Source organism: Streptomyces beigongshangae, assembly GCF_019710745.1.
GTDB lineage: Bacteria > Actinomycetota > Actinomycetes > Streptomycetales > Streptomycetaceae > Streptomyces > Streptomyces beigongshangae.
The window spans coordinates 65,640-88,364 of the sequence record NZ_JAHKJW010000008.1; the positions used below are offsets into that span (position 1 = coordinate 65,640).

20 protein-coding genes, 1 tRNA gene and 1 riboswitch are annotated in these 22,725 nt (G+C 72.0%); of the genes, 16 read left to right on the plus strand and 5 right to left on the minus strand.

The genetic code is table 11. The features are described 5' to 3' along the window. The first annotated feature begins 132 nt into the window (after window positions 1-132). The 3 genes from KM933_RS08360 to KM933_RS08370 all read left to right on the plus strand — a co-directional run bounded on the left by KM933_RS08360 (window position 133) and on the right by KM933_RS08370 (window position 4,847). The gene (locus tag KM933_RS08360; RefSeq protein WP_221349771.1) at window positions 133-2,259 is read left to right on the plus strand and encodes an alpha-galactosidase; all 2,127 of its coding nucleotides are present in this window, start codon (window positions 133-135) and stop codon (window positions 2,257-2,259) included. 302 nt (window positions 2,260-2,561) lie between these two features. Continuing rightward, window positions 2,562-2,718, plus strand: a riboswitch (cyclic di-AMP (ydaO/yuaA leader). 4 nt (window positions 2,719-2,722) lie between these two features. Then, on the plus strand, window positions 2,723-3,775 hold the full coding sequence (locus tag KM933_RS08365; protein WP_221349773.1) for a M23 family metallopeptidase: 1,053 nt from the start codon (window positions 2,723-2,725) through the stop codon (window positions 3,773-3,775). Between the two features lie 286 nt (window positions 3,776-4,061). After that, entirely contained in the window at window positions 4,062-4,847 is a 786-nt protein-coding gene (locus tag KM933_RS08370) for an SGNH/GDSL hydrolase family protein (protein WP_221349954.1), read from the plus strand. Window positions 4,848-4,945: 98 nt separating this feature from the next. Here the strand turns inward: KM933_RS08370 and KM933_RS08375 are convergent, their stop codons facing one another. Then, complete coding sequence (locus KM933_RS08375; RefSeq protein ID WP_221349776.1) at window positions 4,946-5,554, minus strand: TetR/AcrR family transcriptional regulator; 609 nt, start codon at window positions 5,552-5,554, stop codon at window positions 4,946-4,948. Between the two features lie 326 nt (window positions 5,555-5,880). Here KM933_RS08375 and KM933_RS08380 point away from each other — a divergent pair, with 326 nt between their 5' ends. The 9 genes from KM933_RS08380 (at window position 5,881) to KM933_RS08420 (ending at window position 15,099) form a co-directional block, all read left to right on the plus strand. Further along, window positions 5,881-7,140: an MBL fold metallo-hydrolase gene (locus KM933_RS08380; protein WP_260333244.1), complete on the plus strand. Its 1,260-nt coding sequence runs from the start codon at window positions 5,881-5,883 to the stop codon at window positions 7,138-7,140. Between the two features lie 370 nt (window positions 7,141-7,510). After that, window positions 7,511-9,505 (plus strand): sensor histidine kinase, encoded by a 1,995-nt coding sequence (locus KM933_RS08385; protein WP_221349780.1) that lies wholly within the window; start codon window positions 7,511-7,513, stop codon window positions 9,503-9,505. A 92-nt stretch (window positions 9,506-9,597) separates the two neighbouring features. Beyond that, window positions 9,598-10,032 (plus strand): roadblock/LC7 domain-containing protein, encoded by a 435-nt coding sequence (locus KM933_RS08390; RefSeq protein ID WP_221349782.1) that lies wholly within the window; start codon window positions 9,598-9,600, stop codon window positions 10,030-10,032. A 2-nt stretch (window positions 10,033-10,034) separates the two neighbouring features. Next, window positions 10,035-10,406, plus strand: a complete 372-nt coding sequence (locus KM933_RS08395; protein WP_221349784.1) for a DUF742 domain-containing protein — start codon at window positions 10,035-10,037, stop codon at window positions 10,404-10,406. Further along, window positions 10,384-10,983, plus strand: coding sequence for a GTP-binding protein (locus KM933_RS08400; protein ID WP_221349786.1), 600 nt, complete (start codon window positions 10,384-10,386; stop codon window positions 10,981-10,983). The genes KM933_RS08395 and KM933_RS08400 overlap by 23 nt, the downstream gene beginning before the upstream one ends. Then, window positions 10,980-11,588, plus strand: coding sequence for a GAF domain-containing protein (locus KM933_RS08405; RefSeq protein WP_221349787.1), 609 nt, complete (start codon window positions 10,980-10,982; stop codon window positions 11,586-11,588). The genes KM933_RS08400 and KM933_RS08405 overlap by 4 nt, the downstream gene beginning before the upstream one ends. A gap of 175 nt (window positions 11,589-11,763) precedes the next feature. Then, window positions 11,764-12,792, plus strand: a complete 1,029-nt coding sequence (gene tdh, locus KM933_RS08410) for an L-threonine 3-dehydrogenase (RefSeq protein ID WP_221349789.1) — start codon at window positions 11,764-11,766, stop codon at window positions 12,790-12,792. Window positions 12,793-12,904: 112 nt separating this feature from the next. Then, window positions 12,905-14,113: a glycine C-acetyltransferase gene (locus KM933_RS08415; protein WP_221349956.1), complete on the plus strand. Its 1,209-nt coding sequence runs from the start codon at window positions 12,905-12,907 to the stop codon at window positions 14,111-14,113. A gap of 80 nt (window positions 14,114-14,193) precedes the next feature. Beyond that, complete coding sequence (locus KM933_RS08420; RefSeq protein WP_221349791.1) at window positions 14,194-15,099, plus strand: LysR family transcriptional regulator; 906 nt, start codon at window positions 14,194-14,196, stop codon at window positions 15,097-15,099. A 61-nt stretch (window positions 15,100-15,160) separates the two neighbouring features. Here the strand turns inward: KM933_RS08420 and KM933_RS08425 are convergent, their stop codons facing one another. Beyond that, the gene (locus KM933_RS08425) at window positions 15,161-16,441 is read right to left on the minus strand and encodes a ricin-type beta-trefoil lectin domain protein (protein ID WP_221349793.1); all 1,281 of its coding nucleotides are present in this window, start codon (window positions 16,439-16,441) and stop codon (window positions 15,161-15,163) included. 177 nt (window positions 16,442-16,618) lie between these two features. On the opposite strand from KM933_RS08425, the gene KM933_RS08430 reads away from it, so the two are divergent. Then, window positions 16,619-16,978: an MmcQ/YjbR family DNA-binding protein gene (locus tag KM933_RS08430; protein ID WP_221349794.1), complete on the plus strand. Its 360-nt coding sequence runs from the start codon at window positions 16,619-16,621 to the stop codon at window positions 16,976-16,978. A 14-nt stretch (window positions 16,979-16,992) separates the two neighbouring features. Here KM933_RS08430 and KM933_RS08435 read toward each other — a convergent pair whose 3' ends face one another. Both KM933_RS08435 and KM933_RS08440 read right to left on the minus strand, forming a co-directional pair. Continuing rightward, complete coding sequence (locus KM933_RS08435) at window positions 16,993-17,916, minus strand: transketolase family protein (protein WP_221349796.1); 924 nt, start codon at window positions 17,914-17,916, stop codon at window positions 16,993-16,995. Window positions 17,917-17,979: 63 nt separating this feature from the next. Next, window positions 17,980-18,717 carry a transketolase gene (locus KM933_RS08440; protein WP_430727292.1) on the minus strand — a complete coding sequence of 246 codons (738 nt, stop codon included), beginning with the start codon at window positions 18,715-18,717 and terminating at the stop codon, window positions 17,980-17,982. Window positions 18,718-18,877: 160 nt separating this feature from the next. On the opposite strand from KM933_RS08440, the gene KM933_RS08445 reads away from it, so the two are divergent. Beyond that, a tRNA-Pro gene (locus tag KM933_RS08445) sits at window positions 18,878-18,951 on the plus strand. A gap of 210 nt (window positions 18,952-19,161) precedes the next feature. Here the strand turns inward: KM933_RS08445 and KM933_RS08450 are convergent. Then, window positions 19,162-20,301, minus strand: coding sequence for a PucR family transcriptional regulator (locus KM933_RS08450; RefSeq protein WP_221349798.1), 1,140 nt, complete (start codon window positions 20,299-20,301; stop codon window positions 19,162-19,164). An 86-nt stretch (window positions 20,302-20,387) separates the two neighbouring features. On the opposite strand from KM933_RS08450, the gene KM933_RS08455 reads away from it, so the two are divergent. Then, window positions 20,388-21,446, plus strand: a complete 1,059-nt coding sequence (locus tag KM933_RS08455) for a ferredoxin reductase (protein WP_260333246.1) — start codon at window positions 20,388-20,390, stop codon at window positions 21,444-21,446. 7 nt (window positions 21,447-21,453) lie between these two features. After that, window positions 21,454-22,572 (plus strand): fatty acid desaturase family protein, encoded by a 1,119-nt coding sequence (locus KM933_RS08460; RefSeq protein ID WP_221349800.1) that lies wholly within the window; start codon window positions 21,454-21,456, stop codon window positions 22,570-22,572. Window positions 22,573-22,725: the final 153 nt, after the last annotated feature.

Below are 22,725 nucleotides of genomic sequence, written 5' to 3' on the forward strand. Positions count from 1 at the left end.
GGCGAGGTGCGCATCCGACGATACGACATCCGTTCGTGGGCCAACGAGTTGTCCACAGACGTTGCCGGAAGGGCACGCGGGCCCTGATGATGTCGGGACTTGAGCGTGCCTGTTCGAATATGTGAGGGCTTGATGGTGGAGATCGGCGCAGACGGCCGTACGTGGCTTCTTTCGGGGCCCACGAGCAGCTACGGCCTACGGCTCGGTGACGAGGACGAGCTGCTGCACCTGCACTGGGGTCCGAGGATCGCCCTCGCCGACGCCGAGGCGCTCGCCGCGGGTCCCGGTCCGGAGTACTGGCCGTTCGAGGCCACCCTCGACGGCCACGAGGAGTACCCGGTCGAGGGCGGCCCCCGCTTCGTGCGGCCCGCGCTCTCCGTGCGCACGCCGGACGGGCGCGGCACCGAATGGCGCTTCGGGGGCTACGAGACCGGCGCGGACGGCGGATCAGGTACGGACGGCGGGGCCGACGGCGACGAGCTGCGGCTGCGGTTCTCCGACGGCGGGCTCGGCATCACCCTGCACTACCGGATGCGGTCCGGCTCCGACGTCGTGGAGCGCTGGGTGACCCTCGCCAACGAAGGGAACGAGGGACCGGCCCTGGAGGTGCTGCGCGCCGACTCCGCGACCTGGACGCTGCCGCCGCGCGACGGATGGCGGCTGTCCCAGCTGCACGGCCGGTGGGCGGCCGAGTCCCGGCTGGTGCGCTCCGCACTCACCTACGGCGAGAAGGTCATCGGCAGCCGGCGCGGGCACACCGGGCACCAGCACCTGCCGTGGGTCGCCCTGGACGCCGACGGCACGGCGACCGAGGAGCTCGGCGAGGTCTACGGGTGCGCGCTCGCCTGGTCGGGGACCTGGCGGATCGCGGTGGCCCAGCTGCCCGACGCGCGCGTGCAGATCACCGGCGGGGCCGGGTACGACGACTCGGGCCTGCTGCGGCTGGAGCCGGGGGAGAGCTTCGTCACCCCGGTCTTCGCGGGGCTGTGGAGCGACGGCGGTTTCGGCGGGGCGAGCCGCGCCTGGCACGCGTACCAGCGCGCGCACGTGATCCCGGACGCGGACCGGGACCGGCCCGTGCTCTACAACTCGTGGGAGGCGACCGAGTTCGACATCTCCGAGGAGCAGCAGCGGGCGCTCGCCCGCCGGGCCGCCGGCCTGGGGGTCGAGCTGTTCGTGGTCGACGACGGCTGGTTCGGGGCGCGCACCAGCGACCGGGCCGGGCTCGGTGACTGGACCCCCAACCGGGACCGCTTCCCCGGCGGCCTGAAGCCGCTGGGCGACTACGTGCACGGGCTCGGGATGCGGTTCGGGATCTGGGTCGAGCCCGAGATGGTCAACCCGGACAGCGAGCTGTACCGCGCGCACCCCGACTGGGTGCAGTTCCAGACCGGACGCAGGCGTACGGAGCTGCGCAACCAGCTCGTCCTGAACCTCGCCCGCGAGGACGTCCGGGAGTACCTGTGGGAGCAGCTCGACACCCTGCTCTCCAGTGCGCCGATCGACTACGTGAAGTGGGACTTCAACCGCTGCTTCACCGACGCGGGATGGCCCGGCGAGGCGTACCCGCAGCGGCTGTGGGTGGACCATGTGCACGCCCTGTACGACCTGGTGGACCGCTTGCGGGCGGCGCACCCGCACGTCGCCTTCGAGTCCTGCTCGGGCGGCGGCGGCCGGATCGACCTCGGGATCATGGCCCGTACGGACCAGGTGTGGACCTCGGACAACACGGACCCGCTCGACCGGCTCGCCATCCAGCACGGGTTCAGCCAGGTGCACCCCGCGCGGGCCATGGCCGCCTGGGTCACCGACAGCCCGAACACGCAGCTCAACGGACGCGTCAGTTCGCTGCGGTTCCGTTTCGTCAGCGCGATGGCCGGTGTGCTCGGAGTCGGCGGCGACCTCACCCGGTGGACCGAGGAGGAACTGGCGGAGGCGCGGACCTGGGTGAAGCTCTACCAGGAGATCCGGCCCGTGGTGCAGGGCGGTGACCTGCACCGTCTGCGGGCGCCCGAGGGCGGGCTGAGCGCCGTCCAGTACCTCCGCGAGGACCAGGTCGTCGTGCTCGCCTGGCTCCAGGCCCAGCACTACGGGGAGCCGGTGCCGCCGGTGAGGCTGCGGGGCCTGGACCCGTCCGCCTCGTACGAATGCCTTGAAACGGGCGAAGTGCACCGAGGTGCGGTGCTGTTGCACCACGGCGTGCGGACGGGACTGCGGGGAGACCTGGATGCGGCAGTAATCCGCATGCGTCGCATGTGACCGATGTGTCCGCAATGAAGCCTTTGCGGCAACTCGCGTCGGAATAAAGGCTCCTGGGGCGGCGGTGCGTGAGCAGCGTCATATCCGTGACGTTCCGCTGTCGCCATGCTCACGCAATTCGGGTTCTTCCTCAGGGATTCGACGGGCGGGCGCACGCCTTTATCACGCACGGTGACCGGCTTTTCGCCCGCGGATCAAGGGAACAGGACGCACAGGAAACCCAAAAGGTTGTTCTGGTGTCTCCGCGTCGCTTACGTTCACCTCCAATCCGGACGGACGCCCAATCCTGCCGCCGCCCGGGGACCGCACACTCACCCGTACGAGGCAGGAGCGGGGGACCCACAGGTACGACGCCTGTTCCGGTCTCCGGAACGGCTAGGGGTCAAGCCGTGCGCGAGCACGGCCGGGCATCTCCAGCCCGCACCCGACAGCTCACCTCGCAGGCGCCGGAGAGGAACTCGTCATGCCCGCGAAGGGTAAGCACCGCCGCCCCAAGTCCCAGCGCCTCACCCGGTCCATGGCAGCCGCCGGAACCGGGGGCGCCGCGCTCGCCCTTCCGCTCCTCGGAGCGGCCGGAGCGCACGCCGCGCCCGCGCAGTCCGCCGCCGACTCGGTGGCGAGTACCCCGAACGCCGCGGACCAGGCCCCCGAATCCGCTCCGGTGGCCGTGCAGGTCAAGGCGGAGGAGTCCGGGACCGGGAAGGTCACCACCAGGACGTACGCCGTGCGGTCGGGCGACTCCCTCTCGAAGATCGCCGACACGCAGGACGTCGGCGGCGGCTGGCAGCGGCTGTACTCGGACAACCGTGCGTCGGTCGGCGCCGACCCGTCGCTCATCCACCCGGGCCTGAAGCTCACGCTCGGCGGCAAGGCCGCGGCCGCCCCGGGCTCCGGGTCGGGCACTTCCGGCGCGGACCGCGCGGACCGGTCCGCGGAGAAGAAGTCGACGTCGAGCCGGCAGTCGACGCCGAGCCGGAAGACGGCGCCGAGCGAGCAGTCGACCGGGGGCAGGCAGTCGACCGGGAACAACCGGTCGACGGGGAGCCAGCAGTCGACCGAGAGCCGGAAGACGGCTACGGCGCCCAAGCCGGCGACCCCCTCGACCGCCACCGGCTTCGCGTCGCCGGTCGCCAGCCCGACGGTCGGCACCCCGTACCGGATGTCCGGCAGCATGTGGTCCAGCGGCTACCACACCGGTGTCGACTTCGTGGTCCCCACCGGTACCTCTCTCAGGTCCGTCGGCGCGGGCACGGTCGTCTCCGCCGGCTGGGGCGGCGCGTACGGCAACCAGGTCGTCGTCCGGCTCGCCGACGGCCACTACGCCCAGTACGCCCACCTGTCCTCCCTCTCCGTCATCGCCGGGCAGACCGTGACGGGGGGCCAGCAGGTCGGCCTCTCCGGCGCGACGGGCAACGTCACCGGCCCGCACCTGCACTTCGAGATCCGTACCGGCGCGGGCTACGGCTCGGACGTGGACCCGCTGGCGTACCTGCGCGCCAAGGGCGTCTCCCTCTGACACCCGGCCCGCATCCGCGGGCCCGCACCACCCGGCTCGTCACCGAAGGCCGGACCCCGTCGTCCCGGGGTCCGGCCTTCGGCGTGCGACACCCTCTCCGGCAAGGGGACTCCGGCCTGGAAGCTGCGGCAACGTCCCCCACCGGACCCCTATTCCGGGGTTGGCCAACACTTTACGCGTGGCTTATCTCACCGTGCGTCACCCCTTCCCTACGGTCGCGTAGCTCACATCCCGGGGTGAATCATGGGCCGACGTGGCAGACGATGCGAAGAACGACAACAGACCGGTGATCAGGTCGTACGTGGCGGTGGGGGACAGCTTCACCGAGGGCGTCGGCGACCCCGGCCCGGACGGGACGTACGTCGGCTGGGCCGACCGTTTCGCGGTGCTGCTCGCGGACCGGCGCCCCGAGGGCGACTTCACGTACACCAACCTCGCGGTCCGCGGGAAACTGCTCGACCAGATCGTCGGGCACCAGCTGCAGCGGGCCCGGGAACTCGCGCCGGACCTCGTCTCCTTCTGCGCGGGCGGCAACGACATCATCCGGCCCGGCACCGACCCCGACGAGGTCGCGGAGCGCTACGAGCGCGCCGTCGCGGACCTCACGTCGGCCGTCGGCACGGTCCTCGTGACCACCGGCTTCGACACGCGTGACGTACCCGTGCTCCGGCACATGCGCGGCAAGATCGCCACGTACAACCTCCATCTGCGGGCCATCGCCGACCGGTACGGCTGCCCGGTGCTCGACCTGTGGTCCCTGAGGACCGTCCAGGACCGGCGGGCCTGGGACGGCGACCGGCTCCACCTGTCGCCCGAGGGGCACACCAGGGTCGCCCTGCGCGCCGGTCAGGTCCTCGGCCTGGAGGTGCCCGCCGACCCGGACCAGCCCTGGCCGGTGCTCCCGCCGCGCGGCTCGTCGGAGACACGGCGGGACAACATCCAGTGGGCGCGCGAGTACCTGGTGCCGTGGATCGGCCGACGGCTGCGCGGGGAGTCCTCGGGCGACCGGGTGGTGGCGAAGGGAAGCCTGTCACCGGGTGACATCAAGTCCTGGATCGAGGCGGTGGCCTGAAGGTCCGGAGAGGGTCCGGAGAGGTATCCGGGACCGGCGCGGAACCGTGCGGGACCGGTGCGGGGCGCCCGGCGTCCGCGGTGCCGCACCTCGGTGCCTCACCTCAGCGCCTCGCGTTCGAGACCCAGCTCCCGGGCCAGGGCCTCGTCCGCCCACCGCTGGGTACGGGCGCGTGACACCGCGCCCGGGTACGCCGTCATCTGTACGGCGAGCCCGTCCAGCAGGGCGGTGAGCCGCAGGGCCGTCCCCGACGGATCCGGGCACCGGAACTCGCCCCCGGCCACCCCTTCGGCGATCACCCCGGTGAGCGCGGCCTTCCACTGCCGGTCCAGGTCACGGGTGACGTCCCGCAGCGCGGGTTCGCGCAGCGCCACCGCCCAGCCCTCGATCCACAGCCGCCAGCCCTTGGCCTGCCCGGTCGGCGCGTACCACCGCACGGCGGCGCGCAGCCGCCGCAGCGCGGTCGTCCGGCGGCCGAGCAGTCTGCGCAGGCGGGCGAGGTCGTCCTCGGCGGCGTGGGCGAACGCGGAGGCGACGAGTTTCTCCTTCGTGGAGAAGTGGTAGAGCACCAAGGCGCTGCTCACGCCGAGCGTGTTCGCCACGTCGGCGATCCGTACCGCGGACACCCCGCGCTCCTCGATCTGCCCGATGGCGGCCCGCAGCAGTTCCTCGCGCCGCGCCGCCACACTCAACCGCACTCTCGCCACCGGGCAACCCTATGGCCCGGCCGGCGGCACCGCCGCCGAAGGGACGGTTACCGGCCGCCCGGGACAGGCGTGTTGGCCGCTCCGGTGCCCAACACGCGGTGATCCGCGCCCGGTCCGCCGGTCCGCCGGTCCGCAGGCCCGCCGGTCCGCAGGCCCACCGGTCCTCCCGGGAACAGAGATCGGCTTCGGAACGTTTGACCGGCCGGGAGCCGGGTCACCGGTCCGGTGGCCGCCCGGCGGGACTCCGGACGGCACCCCGGCCGTGTCCGGTACGGACACCGCCCCGTCACACGCCCGCCCCGGCGCTGTCGGAGGCGCCGACCATAATGAGAATTCAGACCGATCCACCTGGAGGTGCCGTGACCGGTTCCCGTTTCCCGAGCTCCGGGCTCCGTGCTCTGCGCCCCGCCGCGTTCGGCGCGGATCCCAGTGGTGAGCGCATGGAGCGCATCCGCAGGTCCCCGAACTACGCGGACGGTGTCTTCCGCAATCCCGAGGGCGCCCCCCGCCCGGACGGCGCCATGCTCGAATTCGCCCGGAGCTTCTTCCGCAGGGAGGAGCGCGCGCGTGCGGTTCCGGCGGGCGTCGTGCCCGTGCACGCCACGACCGTCGCCGACCTCGCCAGGCCGCCGGTCTCGGGGCTGCGGCTGACGTGGATGGGCCACTCCAGCGTGCTCGCCGAGATCGACGGGCACCGGGTGCTCTTCGACCCCGTCTGGGGCGAGAGGTGCTCCCCGTTCACCTTCGCGGGGCCCAAGCGGCTGCACCCCGTGCCCGTGCCGCTGGCCGCGCTCGGGCCGGTCGACGTGGTCGTCATCTCGCACGACCACTACGACCACCTCGACCTGCCCACGATCAAGGCCCTGGCCACCACGGACACGGTGTTCGCGGTGCCCCTCGGCATCGGTGCCCACCTGGAGCACTGGGGCGTCCCGGCGGACCGGCTGCGCGAGCTGGACTGGCACGAGACGACGAAGGTCGGCGGCATCTCCCTCACCGCCACGCCCGCCCGGCACTTCTGCGGCCGCGGCCTGCGCAACACGCAGCACACCCTCTGGGCCTCCTGGGCGGTGGCGGGCGACGAGCACCGGATCTACCACAGCGGCGACACCGGGTACTTCGAGGGCTTCAAGGACATCGGCGCCGCGTACGGCCCCTTCGACGCCACCATGATCCAGATCGGCGCGTACAGCGAGTTCTGGCCCGACATCCACATGACGCCGGAGGAGGGCATGCGGGCCCACCTCGACCTCCAGGGCGGCAGCCCCTCCGGTGTGATGCTGCCGATCCACTGGGCCACGTTCAACCTCGCGACCCACCCCTGGGCCGAGCCGGGCGAGGGCACCGTCACCGCCGCACGCGAGGCGGGCGCCCGCATCGCACTGCCCCGCCCCGGCGAGCCCTTCGAGCCGACGGCCGGGACCGTTCCGTCCGAGCCCTGGTGGCGGGGCGTGGCCCTGCCCCCACGAGGTGGCCGGCCCGCGGCAGGGGAGACGGCTTCCGACGCAGCCCCCGACACGGCGCGTGACACGCCCCGTGACAGGACGGCGGACACGGGAGACCCGGAGTCGGTCCCGGCCGGGTGACACGGACGGGCCGGAAGGCAGTCGGCGAGGGCCGGGGAGCGTGCTGCTCCCCGGCCCTCGCCGTTTTTTGTTGAACGGTTCTGACCAGGTGTGATCGATCCCTTGGGGTGTACGAGCGTGTGTTAGCGGGGCTAATCGGTCTGTCGTACGAACACTCACACCAAGGCGGGACGTCGGCCGCCGGACTTCGTCGACTGCCCACCACGCGTGGGACGGAGGCGACTACTGTGAGTGTCCGCCAGGTGGCACCGGGGGAGAGACGTCGGCTCCTCCCGCCCGGCGCGGCGAGGCGTACGCCCCAGCCGGCGCACGCCTCGGTCGCAGACCGGGGGAGCCCCCACCGCCCCGACACACCAGTACGAGGACGTCGATGTCTCACCTCCGCGCACCGGCCCCACGCGCAGACCGCCGCGAGGGCGGACGGCACGGGCGACCGGCCCCCCGCGCCACCCCCACGCTGCCCGAGACCCACATACGGCCCCAACTGCTCCGTCTCGCGGTCCTGCCGCCCCTGGCCGTGGCCCTCAGCGCGAGCGCCGCGGTGCTCTTCACCGTCCGCTCGACCGGTGCCCGTCCCGGCCCCGCCCTGTGGACCGTGCTCGCCGGAGCCGGCGCGGTCGCCCTCGCCGGCATCCTGATCGCCACCGTGGCCGCCGACCGGGCCGCCCGGTCGGTGCACGACCGCATCGGCACCCTGCGCCGCACCAGCGCCCGCGGCCTCGCCGAGCTGCGCACCCTCGTCGAGACGCTGCGCCGCGGGGACGCGCCGCCCGCCCGCGGACCGCGCGGTCGGCCCGCCCCGGCCGCCGACGACTTCGACCTGCTCGCCGAGGACCTGGCGTCCGCCCAGGACGGCGCGGTCGCCGCGGTGGTCCAGGCGTCCCGGCTCTCCAGCCGCGCCGGCAGCGAGCAGAAGGTCGAGGTCTTCGTCAATCTGGCCCGGCGGCTCCAGTCCCTCGTGCACCGCGAGATCTCGCTCCTCGACGAGCTGGAGAACGAGATCGAGGACCCCGACCTGCTCAAGGGCCTCTTCCACGTCGACCACCTCGCCACCCGCATCCGGCGCCACGCCGAGAACCTCGCCGTGCTCGGTGGCGCCGTCTCGCGCCGGCAGTGGAGCAACCCGGTTCCCATGACCGAGGTGTTGCGTTCCGCGACCGCCGAGGTCGAGCAGTACTCACGGGTCAAGCTCGTCCCGCCGGTCGACGGGACCGTGCGCGGGCACGCCGTGGCCGATGTGATCCATCTGCTGGCCGAACTCGTCGAGAACGCCACGGTGTTCTCGGCCCCCCACACACAGGTGCTGCTGCGAGCCGATGTCGTCACCTCCGGGCTCGCCGTCGAGGTGGAGGACCGCGGGCTCGGCATGCCGCCGGCCGAGCAGCACAGGATGAACGCGCTGCTGGCCGACCCGGACCAGGTGAACGTCGCGAGTCTGCTCCAGGACGGCCGGATCGGGTTGTTCGTGGTCTCCCAGCTCGCGCGCCGGCACGGGATCGCCGTCCGGCTGCAGACCAACATCTACGGTGGCGTACAGGCCGTACTGGTCGTACCGCAGGCGCTGCTGGGGGCGGAGGACGAGACACAGGGAGGCGGGCGGGGGACGCCCGGTCCTGCGGCGGCTCCCGCCCATGCGGCTCCCGCCCGTGCGGCTCCCGCCCGTGCGGCTCCCGTCCCTCATGGGGCGCCGACGCGGGGGGCGTACGTGTCCGGTGCCCGTGGGCACGGTGGCGGACCGGAGACAGCCGCGCCCGTGCTCCCGTCCGCGCAGCCGCAGCCGCAGCCGCAGCCGCAGCCGCAGCCGCAGCCGCCGCCGCAGCCGTCGCCACAGTCGCCTTCGCCTTCGCCTTCGCCTTCGCGGGACGGTGGGTCGGGCGGACCGAGCGGGCCGACCGCCGTCGACGCCGCGGGAGGGCCCGCCCCGCTGCCCGTGCGCCGTGCCGGGACCAGTGCCACCCCGGCGGAGGCCGTTCCCGGCATCCGGCCCGACGACCGGCGGGCCGTCGACGAGCACACGGTCGCGCCGCCCACCCCGCGGGGCGGCGCGGTGCGCGGCAGCATGAGCCGGCCCCGGCTGCCCAAGCGGCGGGCCCAGGAGCACCTCGTGCCAGAACTGCGCGGCGGGCCCGTACCCCGGCAGGAGCCCGAGGTCCCCGTCGGGCACGACCCCGGCCTGATGGCGGCGTTCCAGCGCGGCATCGGTCTCGCCGAGGCCCGGTACACCGAGGCCCGGTACGGGGAGGCGGAGCCCCTCGCCCCGGCCCTCGTGGAGCCCGCGCACAGAGGGGCCGATCACCTGGAAGGGCCGTCCCTGCCAGGACACGACCTCACGGCCCGGCACGACGGGAGCGCGCCGGCCGGATGAACCACGCCACTCCCACCCGAGCCACCCCCGTCCCCACCACTCCCACCTCCTCCGCTCCCGCAGACCTTCGTACCCCAAGGAGTCGATCCACCATGGCGAGCGATGCGCCGACCGGCCATGCGTCCGACCTCGACTGGCTGATGAGCGGCTTGGTGCAGCGTGTGCCGCACACCAGGAGCGCGGTCCTGCTCTCCTGCGACGGCCTCGTGAAGTCGGTGCACGGACTCGACCCCGACAGCGCCGACCACATGGCCGCCCTGGCCTCCGGGCTCTACTCCCTGGGGCGCAGCGCGGGCGTCCGCTTCGGCGACGGCGGCGACGTGCGGCAGGTCGTCGTCGAACTGGACTCCACGCTGCTGTTCGTGTCCACGGCCGGTTCCGGCACCTGTCTCGCCGTGCTCGCCGGACGCGACGCCGACGCGGCCGTACTCGGCTACGAGATGGCGATGCTGGTGAAGAGCGTCCGCCCGTACCTGATGACCGCCCCGCGGCAGCACTCCGTCGAACCGCCGGCGATGAGGCATTGAGCGTGGCCGCGGCCGGTGACGGGCCCTGGCTCGATGGCGCGGCCGGACGCCTCGTACGTCCCTACCAGGTCAGCAACGGGAGGACCCGGCCGAGCACCGCGCTCGACCTCCTCTCCCATGTGATGGCCACCGGTGTCACCCCCCTCGGCTATCTCGGTCCCGAGCACACGCAGGCACTCGAACTGTGCCGGGACCCCGTGTCGGTGGCCGAGGTCGCGGCGCACCTGAAACTGCCGGCGGCGGTGACCAAGGTGCTGCTCTCCGACCTCGTCGACTGCGGAGCACTCTCCACGAAGCCCCCCACGTTCCACCACAACCCCACTGACCGGTCTCTTCTGGAGGCAGTGCTCGATGGACTACGACGACAGCTCTGACCCCTTCCCCACCGCGTTGAAGATCCTGGTGGCGGGAGGCTTCGGAGTGGGCAAGACCACCTTCGTCGGCGCGGTGAGCGAGATCGCGCCGCTCAGCACGGAGGAACTGCTGACCACGGCCGGCACCGCGACCGACAACCTCGACGGCATCGAGAACAAGGTCGAGACGACCGTCGCGATGGACTTCGGACGCATCACGCTCGACCCGGAACACGTCCTGTACCTGTTCGGCACCCCCGGCCAGGAACGGTTCTGGTTCATGTGGGACGAACTCTCCGAAGGCGCGCTCGGCGCGGTCGTCCTCGCCGACACCCGGCGCCTGGAGGAGTGCTTCGCCGCCGTCGACTTCTTCGAACAGCGCGGCCTCGGATTCGTCGTCGCCGTCAACGAGTTCGACGGCGGCTTCCGCTACGACCCGGAGGAGGTGCGGGCGGCCATCGACCTCGACCCGGGCGTACCGGTCGTCCGCTGCGACGCACGGATCTCCAGCTCGGGCGTGCAGACCCTGCTCACCCTCGTACGCCATCTGCTCGCCCATGCGCCCTCGCGCGCCCCGAGCCACGGAGCACACACATGAGCTACGACCCGCCCCGCCCGGCCGGTCGACTGCTGCTCACGCCCGAGGACAGGGAGGCGCCCGCCCGGACGCGCCGACTGCGGGTGCTGGGCCTGGGGGAACACGCGGAACCGGCCTTCGACGCGTTCGCGCGGCGACTCGCCGAACTGGCCGCGGCGCCGTACGCGATGGTCAACTTCATCGGCGAGGAAGGGCAGTTCTTCGCGGGGCTGCACACCCGGCACACCGGTGACGGGAGCGCGGACGGGAACAGGCAGGGGAGCGGAGAGGGGAGCGGGGACGGTGCGGGGGGCGCGCGGTTCGGGCTCGGCCGCCGGATGGCCCGTGACCACGGGTTCTGTCCCCATGTGGTGGTCCGCCGCAAGGCGCTGGTCCTGGAGGACGTCCGGGACTACCCGCGCTTCGCCGGCAACCCGGTCGTCGACGAGTTCGGCATCCGGTCCTACCTCGGCGCGCCCCTCCTCGACCGTACGGGTATCGCACTGGGCACGGTGTGCGTCACCGATGTCGAGCCCAGGGCGTGGGGGAGGTCCGGCCTGGAGACCATCAAGGCGACGGCGGCGGAACTGGCGGAGCGGATCGCGCTGCGGGAGGGCGGCTTCTGACCGGGGCGGTACGGCCGCCCGTCCCGGTGTGAAGGAAAGCTGCGGCGGCGGTTAAGAAAACCTCGATGGACCCGGGGTGCCGTCGTACGGCAGATTGCTGGGCGAATCCACTCTCTCCCCGGTGCGGGTGTCCCTCGGCATACCTGGATCCGGGACCTCATGCACGGGAGCCCCGTTGAAGGCGCTGGTCAAGGAGAAGGCGGAGCCCGGACTGCGGCTCATGGACGTACCGGAGCCGGCAGTCGGTCACGGCGATGTGCTGATCAAGGTCCTCAGGACCGGGATCTGCGGCACCGACCTGCACATCCGCAACTGGGACGGCTGGGCGCGGCAGACCGTCGAGGCGCCGCTCGTGCTCGGCCACGAGTTCGTGGGCGAGGTCGTGGGGACCGGCCGTGACGTCGTCGACATCGCCGTGGGCGACCGGGTCAGCGGCGAGGGCCACCTCGTCTGCGGGAAGTGCCGCAACTGCCAGGCCGGCCGGCGCCACCTGTGCCGCGCGACGGTGGGTCTCGGGGTCGGCCGGGACGGCGCGTTCGCCGAGTACGTGGCGCTGCCCGCGTCCAACGTCTGGGTGCACCGCGTACCCGTCGACCTCGACGTGGCCGCGATCTTCGATCCGTTCGGCAACGCCGTGCACACCGCGCTGTCGTTCCCGCTGGTCGGGGAGGACGTGCTGATCACCGGCGCGGGTCCCATCGGCCTGATGGCCGCCGCCGTCGCCCGGCACGCCGGCGCCCGGCACGTCGTGATCACCGACGTCAGCGAGGACCGTCTGGACCTGGCCCGCAAGATCGGCGTCAGCCTCGCGCTGAACGTCGCCGAGTCGGGCATCGCCGACGGCCAGCGCGCCCTCGGTCTGCGCGAGGGCTTCGACATCGGCCTGGAGATGTCCGGCAACCCGGTCGCGATGCGGGACATGCTCGCCAACATGACGCACGGCGGCAGGATCGCCATGCTCGGGCTGCCGTCCCAGGAGTTCGCCGTCGACTGGGCCCGGATCGTCACCTCGATGATCACGATCAAGGGCATCTACGGCCGTGAGATGTTCGAGACCTGGTACGCGATGTCGGTGCTTCTCGAAGGCGGCCTCGACCTCGCGCCCGTCATCACCGGCCGCTACGGCCACCGCGACTTCGAGGCGGCCTTCGAGGACGCGGCGAGCGGCCGCGGCGGCAAGGTCGTCCTCGACTGGACCGCGTAGACCTTGGACCGCGTAGACCTTGGACCGCGTAGACCCTGGACCGCGTAGATCCTGGATTCTGTTGGGACCCGGAGCCCTCAAGGCTCCGGACTCTGTTCTGTGAGGACTGATGATGTTCGACTCCGTACGCGACGACCTCCGCACCACCCTCGACGAGATCCGTGCCGCGGGACTGCACAAGCCCGAGCGCGTCATCGGCACCCCGCAGTCCGCGACCGTCAACGTCACCGCGGGCGGGCGGCCCGGTGAGGTCCTCAACTTCTGCGCCAACAACTACCTCGGCCTCGCCGACCACCCGGAGGTCGTCGCCGCCGCCCACGAGGCGCTCGACCGCTGGGGCTACGGCATGGCCTCCGTGCGCTTCATCTGCGGTACGCAGGAGGTGCACAAGGAGCTGGAGGGGCGCCTGTCCGCGTTCCTCGGCCAGGAGGACACGATCCTCTACTCGTCGTGCTTCGACGCCAACGGCGGAGTTTTCGAGACCCTGCTCGGCGCGGAGGACGCGGTGATCTCCGACGCCCTGAACCACGCGTCGATCATCGACGGCATCCGGCTGTCCAAGGCCCGCCGGTTCCGTTACGCGAACCGCGATCTCGCCGATCTGGAACAGCAGCTGAAGGAGGCCGCGGGCGCCCGCCGCCGGCTGATCGTCACCGACGGCGTCTTCTCCATGGACGGTTACGTGGCCCCGCTGCGCGAGATCTGCGACCTCGCGGACCGCTACGACGCCATGGTGATGGTCGACGACTCGCACGCCGTCGGCTTCGTCGGCCCCGGCGGACGCGGCACCCCCGAACTGCACGGCGTCATGGACCGCGTGGACATCATCACGGGCACCCTCGGCAAGGCCCTCGGCGGCGCGTCGGGCGGTTACGTCGCCGCCCGCGCCGAGATCGTCGCGCTGCTGCGCCAGCGTTCACGCCCGTACCTGTTCTCGAACACCCTCGCCCCGGTGATCGCCGCCGCCTCGCTCAAGGTCCTCGACCTGCTGGAGTCGGCGGACGACCTGCGGGAGCGGCTCGCCGCGAACACCGCGCTGTTCCGCTCGCGGATGACCGAGGAGGGCTTCGACATCCTTCCCGGAGACCACGCCATCGCCCCGGTGATGATCGGTGACGCGACCGTCGCCGGACGGATGGCCGAGCTGCTCCTGGAACGCGGCGTGTACGTGATCGGCTTCTCGTACCCCGTGGTCCCGCAGGGCATGGCCCGGATCCGCGTACAGCTGTCCGCCGCGCATTCCACCGCGGACGTGAACCGCGCCGTGGACGCGTTCGTGGCGGCGCGCACGGAGCTGGCGGGGGAGACCGAGGACGCGTAGGGGATCAAGGAGGCCGGGGAGACCGGGGAGGCGGGAGAGGCCGGGGCCGGGCGGCGTGGACGTTTGAGAGAATCAGCCGCATGATCGAGGCGCGGCGGCTGCACATCCTCCGGGCGGTCGCGGACCACCGCACGGTGACGGCGGCCGCCGCCGCGCTCTACCTCACCCCCTCCGCGGTCTCCCAGCAGCTGACGGCCCTGGAGCAGGAGACGGGTCACCGCCTGGTCGAGCGCGGTGCCCGGGGCGTACGGCTGACGCCCGCGGGCGAGATCCTGCTCGGCCACACCAACGCGGTCCTCGCCCAGCTGGAGCGGGCCGAGGCGGAGCTGGCCGCCTACAGCGCGGGTTCGGCCGGCACGGTCACCCTCGCCTCCTTCGCCACCGGTATCGGCCTCGTCGTCGCGCCCGCCCTGGCCCGGCTCGCCCGCACGGCGCCCGGCATCCGTATCCGCGTCCAGGACGCCGAGGGCGACGCGAGCCTGCCGATGCTGCTCGACCGGCAGGTCGACGTGGCGGTCGCCGTCGAGTACCGGGGCGCCCCGGACGCCGACGACCCCCGGCTCGCGCACATCCCGCTGTACGCCGAGCCCTTCGACGCCGTCGTGCCGCAGAACCACCGTCTCGCCGACGTCACGGAGGTGCCGCTCGCGGAGCTGGCCAAGGACCCGTGGATCGGCCCGTACCCGGGCAACCCCTGCCACGACGTGGTGGTCCTGGCCTGCGAGCACGCCGGTTTCCAGCCGCGACTGGAGCACTCCTCGGACGACTTCCGCGCGGTCGTCGCGCTCGCCTCGGCGGACGCGGGGGTCGCCCTGGTGCCGCGCTCGGCCCTGCACGGCATGGACCTCGCGGGGGTGGTCGTGCGTCCGGTCGACGGCGCCGCCCCCACCCGCAGGGTCTTCGCCGCGGTACGCCGGGGCGCCGAGGCCCACCCGCTGATCCGGCCGGTGCTGGAGGCACTGGCGGGGGTCGCCCCCGTGGGATGACGGCACCGAGCCCCGCCCCGGCTCGCCCCTGCCCGGCCCGGGCGGGTCAGGTCAGGTCAGGTCAGGAGCGTGTGAAGATCCACTCGTGGTTGTTCCGGCCCTCCGGAGCGCAGAGCCAGACGATCAGGTCGCGCGTCCGGTCGTCGACGCCGTAGGAGTCCAGGCACTGGTTGTTGCTGGCCGCGTTGCGTATCCAGAACTTTCCGTCGGACTGCTTGTCCAGCCACCACAGCTGGTTGTCGTTCGTGCTGCCGTCGCACGGGAACTCCGTGACCTTCGTCGCGCCCCCGACGCCCTGGTAACCGGGCAGATCCAGGCACATGCCGTCCATGACGTTGCGGATCTGGAAGAGCGGCACCCCGCCGGGTCCGGCCGCGGGGTAACGCTGCTCGACGTTCCACAGCTGGTTGTCGTCGGTGTTGCTGTTGCACGTCGCGTGCGTCACCGGCCCGTCCTGCCGGCCACTGGTGAAGCCGGGGACGTCCACACAGGTGTGGTTGGTGTTGTTCTTGATCAGCACCCGGGTCAGGACGGCCGGCAGGGTGTTCGTGGCCTTCTTGGCCACAGCGGCCTTCTCCTCGTCCTTCTCTTCCTCCTCCGCCTTCGCCTTCTTCTTCCGGCTCGGCGAAGGGCTCGGTTCCGCGGACGGTGCGGCGGCGGCCTTCTCCGCCGGCGGTGCCGCGGACTGCGCCTTCTTCTTCTCCTTCCCGGGCGCGCTCTTCGAGGGGGAGGGCGACTGGGTCGCGAAGACACCGGCCGGGCCGTCGACCTCGTTCAGCACGGTGTCGGCGGCCGTGCTGTCGACGGTCTTCCTCTCCTCGTCCCGGCCGGCCACCGTGATCAGCAGTGGCACGGCGACCAGGACGGCGCCCGCCAGCGCGGCACCGGCGAGCACCGGCTTGCGGGGCCGGCCGACCGCGCTCACGGTGGCGCCGGTCGCGCCCTTGCCGGCCGCGGCGGTCGCGACGGCCCGGTGGTGCTCCCCGGCCGCCGCCGCGGAGAGCGCCCGCGCGCCGCCCTTGTCGTCCGTGGCGCCCTCGCCCCCAGGGTTCTCACCGGCGCCCTTCGCGTCCTTGCCGGCCTTCTCGTTCTCGTCGGCCTTCTCGTCGGCTTTCTCACCGGCGCGCTCGCCGTCGGGTGCCTCCCCCGAGCCGTCCGCTTCGTCCGCGGTGCCGGTGCCGGTGCCGGTGCCGGTGCTGTCTGTCCCGGTGTCCTTCGGCGCGGAGGCGGTCCGGGGCTTCTCGGCACCGGCGGGGCGGGCCGCGACGGCTTCGGCGCCGGGCGTGGGGGCGGCCGCTCCGGGGACGGGGGACTCTCCCGATGCCTGCTGCTGGTCGGACATCTGCTTCCATACCTTTCTTCCGGGTCAACCGGTAAGTTCGCGCGGGCTCGACCCGGGATGTGCGGGCACGTGTGATACGGCTGAGGCCAGAGTAATTGGTGTTGTTGCGATGACCCAGCCCGGAACCCCCGGCCGGAACGGCTGTCGTTGTCAGTGCCGTTGGCTACGGTGCCTGCCATGCAGGATGCCGATGACGTACGCCGAATCTGTCTCTCTCTGCCGGACACCGAGGAGAAGACCGCCTGGAGCATGCCCACCTTCAGGGTGGCGGGCAAGATGTTCGCCACCCTGCCCGAGGAGGAGACCTCCATGGCCGTGCGCTGCCCGAAGGCGGAGCGCGACGAACTGGTCCTCGCGGAACCCGGGAAGTTCTGGGTCGCCGACCACGAGGCCGGCTCCGCGTGGGTACGGGTACGGCTGGCGGCCCTTGAGGACGCGGACGAGTTGCGCGACATCCTCGCGGACTCCTGGCGGCAGGCGGCGCCGCCCCGGTTGCTGGAGTCCCACCCGGAGTTGGGGGTCGTGGTGAACGGCTGAGGGGTCCGGGTGGTTCAGACCTGCGTGCGCGCACGGCCGACATGGCCGAGGAACCCGTCGATCCGCTCCCGCAGGGACTCCGCGTCCAGGCCGTGCGCGGCCATGTGTTCCTCGACGAGGCCGTAACGGCGCAACTCCCGGCGGCCGACGCCCAGGCCGAGCACGCGGTGCGGGAGATCCGCGAGGGCGTCGTTCACGGCGGACGCCGACGTCCCGGCCAGGTACGGCTCGACCAGGACCACATCGGTGCCGGCCGTCGCCGTGGCACGGCGCAGCGCCGCCGCGTCGAACGGCCGCACGGTCGTCGCGTACAGCACGGTGACGTCGAGTCCCTCCGTCGCGTCGAGCACCGGGTCGAGCAGCGGACCGACCGCGACGACGACACCGGCCCGCCCCTCCCGCACGGTGAGGAACCGGGTGCCGTCGACGGGCAGACCCCGGGCGTTCGACTGTTCGGACAGCCGTACGTACACCTTGTCGTCGTCCGCCGCGACGGCGTGCCGCAGCAGCGTCTCGGCCTCGTCCGGATGGCCCGGCACGTGCACGGTCCAGCCGTCCAGGGTGTCGAGCAGGGCGACGTCACCGGGGGACATGTGGGTGTAGCCGCCCGCCGGCCAGTCGAACGACGCGGCCGCGCTGACCAGCACCGCGCCCACGTCCTGATGGCCGAGGTCCAGCTTGATCTGCTCGAAGGGCCGCTCGACGAGGAAACTGGCGAACGTGTGCACCACGGGCCGCAGTCCGGTCAGCGCCAGGCCCGCGCCCGCGCCGACCAGCAACTGCTCACGGATGCCGACGTTGATCACACGGTCCGGGTGGCGGCGGCGGGCCTCCTCGAAACCGGCCAGACCGATCTCGGCGAGGACGACGGCGACACGCGGATCCTCGTCGAGCAGCCGCGAGACGACGGGGGCGAACCGCTCACGCATGGAGTCCATGGGAAACCTTTCAGAGGCTCAGAGGTCGGGAAGGGTGGGGGAAATGCGGGGCCGGGCGGCAGCTCACGCGCTCTTCGGCTCGACCCGCGCGACGACCACACGCGGACGCCCCGGATGAGGTGCCGTGAACGCGGCGAACAGGGCCTCGTGGTCCCGGCCGTCGACGGTCGCGGCCGACCAGCCCGCCGCCTCGAACCGCGCGGCGATCCCGCCGGGCAGCGCCCAGCTCGCGGAGGAGTTGTCGATCACGACGGTGTGCAGGCGGTCGAGCCCGGCCGGACCCGCGTAGGCGATGGCCTCGTGGTTGCTGCCCTCGTCCAGTTCGGCGTCCCCGACGAGCACCCACACCCGCGGGTCGTGGAGCCCCTGGGCCCGTAGTCCCAGTGCCGTACCGACCGCGAGCGGCAGCCCGTGCCCGAGTGAGCCGCTGCCGATCTCGGCGCCCGGCACGAGCACGCGGTCGGGATGGTGGCCGAGCGGCGAGTCGTACGAGCCGAAGCCCGCGAGCCAGTCGACCGGCACGAAGCCCTTGGCGGCCAGCACCGCGTAGTAGGCCATCGGGCCGTGGCCCTTGGAGAGCAGGAACCTGTCGCGCCCGGGGTCGTCCGCCCGCCCGGGGCCGACCCGCAGCACCCGGTCGTAGAGCACCCAGAGCGCGTCGAGCGTGGACGTCGCCGCCGGCCCGTGTTTCTCGTCCCCGCTCATCAGCTCCATCAGGCCGGTCAGCGCCTCGTACCTGTCGATGTCGTGCCTGTGCCCGTCTCCGGGCCCGTATCGGTGTTCCGTCGCTGTTGTCGTCATACGGACGATCGTGCAACCTCAAGCAAAGTTGAGGTCAAGTGGCGGGTGCGGGCACGCCGCGCGGCGGTCGCGGGGCAAAGGCGTGCGCGACCACCGACCCGAGTGCGGTATTGTTGCGGTGCGCGTCAGGCCGGGGGAAACCCCAGGTCACGACGGGCACCGGGACGTGGCGCAGCTTGGTAGCGCACTTGACTGGGGGTCAAGGGGTCGCAGGTTCAAATCCTGTCGTCCCGACTTAATAAGTCGCAGGTCAGAGGCTATTTCAGAGGAGATCTGAAGTGGCCTCTGATTGTTCTCGGGGATTGTTCTCGGGGACCACCGGATCCCGTTCCCGACGCCCCACCGGCGGCGGACGATCCGGACGGCCCGCACCGCCTGCGGGAACGCGACCGCGGTGAGGGCGGCGGTCTCGATCGACGCACCGGTGGACGGTCGAAGTGCGCGTCAGTCGGCCTGAAGACCGACTGCCAGCGTCAGTTCGAGGACTTTGTGCGGCGATGCGAGATCCGGAAACAGCTCGCGCAGCTGCGACATCCGGTACCGGACGGTCTGGGGATGGACGAACAACGCCGCCGCCACCTCGTCCCGCCTGCCCTGGTGCAGCAGCCATGCCCGCAACGTCTCCTCCAGCCGCCGTGCGGTCGCGACGGGCAAGGTCCGCAACGGTGCGAGGGCGCGGACACGCAGGTCTGCGAACGCGTCCATGTCGGCGCTCAGCACCAACTCGGGCAGGTGGTCCTCGGTGTCGCGAATGCCGGAGGAGAGGGAGCGCGCGCGTATGGCCCGTGCGTACGAGGCGGACGCGCGAGTCCACGGCCGGGCCGGGCCGACCACGGCGGTGCGGTCGGTCAGCTGCCGCAGGAGACGTGACCGGTCGGCGTCGGGGACGAGCAGCACACCGGTGGCGTCCGGCAGATCGTCGAGGACCAGGGTGCTCGGGTCGAGCGCGCGGTAGGCCGGCCGGGCCTGGGCGGCGGGCAGCAGGACCGCGGTCAGTGAGACCGGAGGCTGCCACCCGGCCCGTTGCGCAGAGGTCAGCAGCACATCCGGGCCCGTACCGGCGAGGAGGTCGCGGGCCAGGTGTTCCAGGTGGCGCTCGTGGGCCCTGCCCCGGGCGGCCAGTTCGTCGGCGTGGCCCGCGGCGCTCGCGGCCGAGAGCTCGTCGATGTAAGCGAAGGTCAGCTCGGCGAACTTGGCGACCTCGGTGGCGGGCAGGCCTGCGGGTACGGCACCCGCCGCCAGGCACCGCCAGGCCACGCGGGCGCCGACGCGGTAGGCGCTGAGCAGGGCGTCCATCGAACGGCCGTCGCGGACCTCGCCGCGGCCCAGTTCGTAGGCCGCGTCACCGGCGTCGCCGGCGGTGGCGTTCCCGCTCGCGAGGTCCAGGTAGTGTCCCAGGGCGGTGCGGACGGCTCGGCGGATGGTGCCGCCCATGCGGCCCGAAAGGGCGTTGGCGTAGGGAGGGACCTCGTCGATGATCGCCTGGACGACTTCGTCGGCGGTGGTCCTCAGCGCGGTCCGAAGCGCGGTGACCGTCGTCTCGTCGAGGGCCAGTTCGCTGGCCTTCCGGATTGTATGATTCACGTTTTGTTCCCTGCGAACAATTCAGCCGACCGGATTCACGTCCTGCGGTCAGGACTTTACGCCTTGAGGCGTAGCAAGCTGGAGTCATGACGAGTACAGCCCTCCGCGGCAGGGCGTGGAAACTGCTGGAGATGGCCACGACGCCACTGCTGCCGTCGGACTACCTCGACCTGGTCAGCCCGCTGCGTGCGGGCGCGGACCTGCGTGGGCGCATCGAGGCCGTGCACCCCGAGACGGGTGACGCCGCGACCGTCGTGATCAGGCCGGGGCGGGGGTGGCGCGGCCACACGGCCGGTCAGTACGTGCGGATCGGGGTCGATGTCGACGGGGTGCGCCTGTGGCGTGCCTACTCCATCACCTCGCCGACGAACCGCCAGGACGGCCGCGTCACGATCACCGTGAAGGCGATCCCGGACGGCAAGGTCAGCAACCACCTGGTCCGCAGGGCGAAACCGGGCACGCTGATCCAGCTCGATCAGCCGACCGGTGACTTCGTGCTGCCACAGGTCAAACCCGCCAAGGTGTTCTACCTGACGGCCGGCAGCGGGATCACGCCCGTGATGGGCATGCTGCGCGACGGCGAGTTCGACGACGTCGTCATGGTCCACTGCGCGCCACGGCCGCAAGACGTGATCTTCCGCGACGAACTGCACGACCTGGTCGCGGACGGGAAGCTGCGGCTCGTCGAGGTGCACACCGACACGGACGGCGTGCTCGACATCGCCCGTCTCGGCGACCTCGTGCCCGACTGGGCCGAGCGCGAGACCTGGGCCTGCGGGCCCGCGGGCCTGCTCGACGCCGCCGAAGAGCACTGGACCGAGCACGGTGTACGGGAGCGCCTGCACACCGAACGCTTCCGCCCCGGCGTCGTCGTCGCCGGCGACGGCGGCGGCGAGGTCACGTTCAGCGCCACCGGCAGGACCGTCGACGCGGACGGCGCCACGCCGCTGCTGGACGTCGGCGAGGAGGCCGGCGTGCTCATGCCCTCCGGGTGCCGCATGGGCATCTGCTTCGGCTGCGTCACGCCGCTGAAGGCGGGCGCCGTCCGCGACCTGCGCACCGGCGAGATCACCGAGGCCGAGCCGGGCGTCCTCATCCAGACCTGCGTGTCCGCCGCGGCGGGCCCCTGTGACATCGAACGGTAGGAGCACCTTGACCGCCATCGACCCCACCGCCCACCTGACCGCGGAGCAGATCGAGGAACTCGGCCGCGAGCTGGACGCGATCCGCGACGAGGTGATCGCCGACCGCGGTGAGAAGGACGCCGCCTACATCCGTAAGGTCATCTCGGCGCAGCGCAAGCTCGAACTGGTCAGCAGGGGCGTGCTGCTGTTCTCGATCTTCCCGCCCGCGTGGCTGCTCGGCACCGCCGGTCTGTCCGTGGCGAAGATCATGGACAACATGGAGATCGGCCACAACGTCCTGCACGGCCAGTGGGACTGGATGCGGGACCCGAAGATCCACTCCACCACCTGGGAGTGGGATCACGTCTCCCCCTCCGAGCAGTGGAAGCACTCGCACAACGAGCTGCACCACACGTACACCAACGTGATCGGCAAGGACAACGACCTCGGCTACGGCATCATGCGCGTGGACGAGGACCAGAAGTGGTACCCGTTCCACCTCGGCCAGCCGCTGTGGAACTTCATCAACGCCTGCTTCTTCGAGTACGGCATCGCGGCGTACGACCTGGAGCTCGGCAAGAACCTGCACAAGCGCCGCCGCAAGGACCCGGAGTTCCGCGCGCGGGCCAGGGCCGTGGGCCGCAAGATCCGCAAGCAGGTGCTCAAGGACTACGTGATCCACCCGCTGCTGTCGGGCCCGTCGTTCCTCAACACGCTCGCCGCCACGTTCACCGCGAACCTGGTCCGCAACCTCTGGTCCCACTCGGTGATCATGTGTGGGCACTTCCCCGAGGGCGTGCAGGTCTTCGAGCGCCGGTCGATCAAGGGCGAGACGCGCGGCCAGTGGTATCTGCGCCAGATGATGGGCTCGGCGAACATCAGCGGCAGCAAGGCCATGCACTTCATGACCGGCAACCTGTCGCACCAGATCGAGCACCACCTGTTTCCGGACCTGCCGAGCAACCGGTACGCCGAGGTCGCGGTGAAGGTGCGCGCACTGTTCGAGAAGTACGAGCTGGAGTACGTCACCGGGCCACTGCCCAAGCAGGTGGCCTCGGCGTGGCGCAAGGTCTTCCGGCTCTCGCTGCCGAACAAGAGGCCCGAGGCCAGGACACCGGATCGCGAGCAGGAGCTCGTCGCGGCCTGATTCCCGGGAGCGGTCCGGATCGGGGCAGGCGTCGACGAGCTGGTCCCGCGGGACGCGACCAGCTCGTCGGGCGAAGGGCTTCAAGGACCCGGAGGACCGCGCCCAGCCCGTGATGACGACCAGGGGCGCTGCAGTATGCGCACGTGGCGCCGG

Coding starts and splice junctions, on each gene's coding strand:
- KM933_RS08360 (WP_221349771.1), top strand. CDS start 133: ATGGTGGAGATCGGCGCAGACGGCCGTACGTGGCTTCTTTCGGGGCCC.
- KM933_RS08365 (WP_221349773.1), top strand. CDS start 2,723: ATGCCCGCGAAGGGTAAGCACCGCCGCCCCAAGTCCCAGCGCCTCACC.
- KM933_RS08380 (WP_260333244.1), top strand. CDS start 5,881: ATGAGAATTCAGACCGATCCACCTGGAGGTGCCGTGACCGGTTCCCGT.
- KM933_RS08385 (WP_221349780.1), top strand. CDS start 7,511: ATGTCTCACCTCCGCGCACCGGCCCCACGCGCAGACCGCCGCGAGGGC.
- KM933_RS08390 (WP_221349782.1), top strand. CDS start 9,598: ATGGCGAGCGATGCGCCGACCGGCCATGCGTCCGACCTCGACTGGCTG.
- KM933_RS08400 (WP_221349786.1), top strand. CDS start 10,384: ATGGACTACGACGACAGCTCTGACCCCTTCCCCACCGCGTTGAAGATC.
- KM933_RS08405 (WP_221349787.1), top strand. CDS start 10,980: ATGAGCTACGACCCGCCCCGCCCGGCCGGTCGACTGCTGCTCACGCCC.
- KM933_RS08415 (WP_221349956.1), top strand. CDS start 12,905: ATGTTCGACTCCGTACGCGACGACCTCCGCACCACCCTCGACGAGATC.
- KM933_RS08420 (WP_221349791.1), top strand. CDS start 14,194: ATGATCGAGGCGCGGCGGCTGCACATCCTCCGGGCGGTCGCGGACCAC.
- KM933_RS08425 (WP_221349793.1), bottom strand. CDS start 16,441: ATGTCCGACCAGCAGCAGGCATCGGGAGAGTCCCCCGTCCCCGGAGCG.
- KM933_RS08430 (WP_221349794.1), top strand. CDS start 16,619: ATGCAGGATGCCGATGACGTACGCCGAATCTGTCTCTCTCTGCCGGAC.
- KM933_RS08435 (WP_221349796.1), bottom strand. CDS start 17,916: ATGGACTCCATGCGTGAGCGGTTCGCCCCCGTCGTCTCGCGGCTGCTC.
- KM933_RS08440 (WP_430727292.1), bottom strand. CDS start 18,717: ATGACGACAACAGCGACGGAACACCGATACGGGCCCGGAGACGGGCAC.
- KM933_RS08455 (WP_260333246.1), top strand. CDS start 20,388: ATGACGAGTACAGCCCTCCGCGGCAGGGCGTGGAAACTGCTGGAGATG.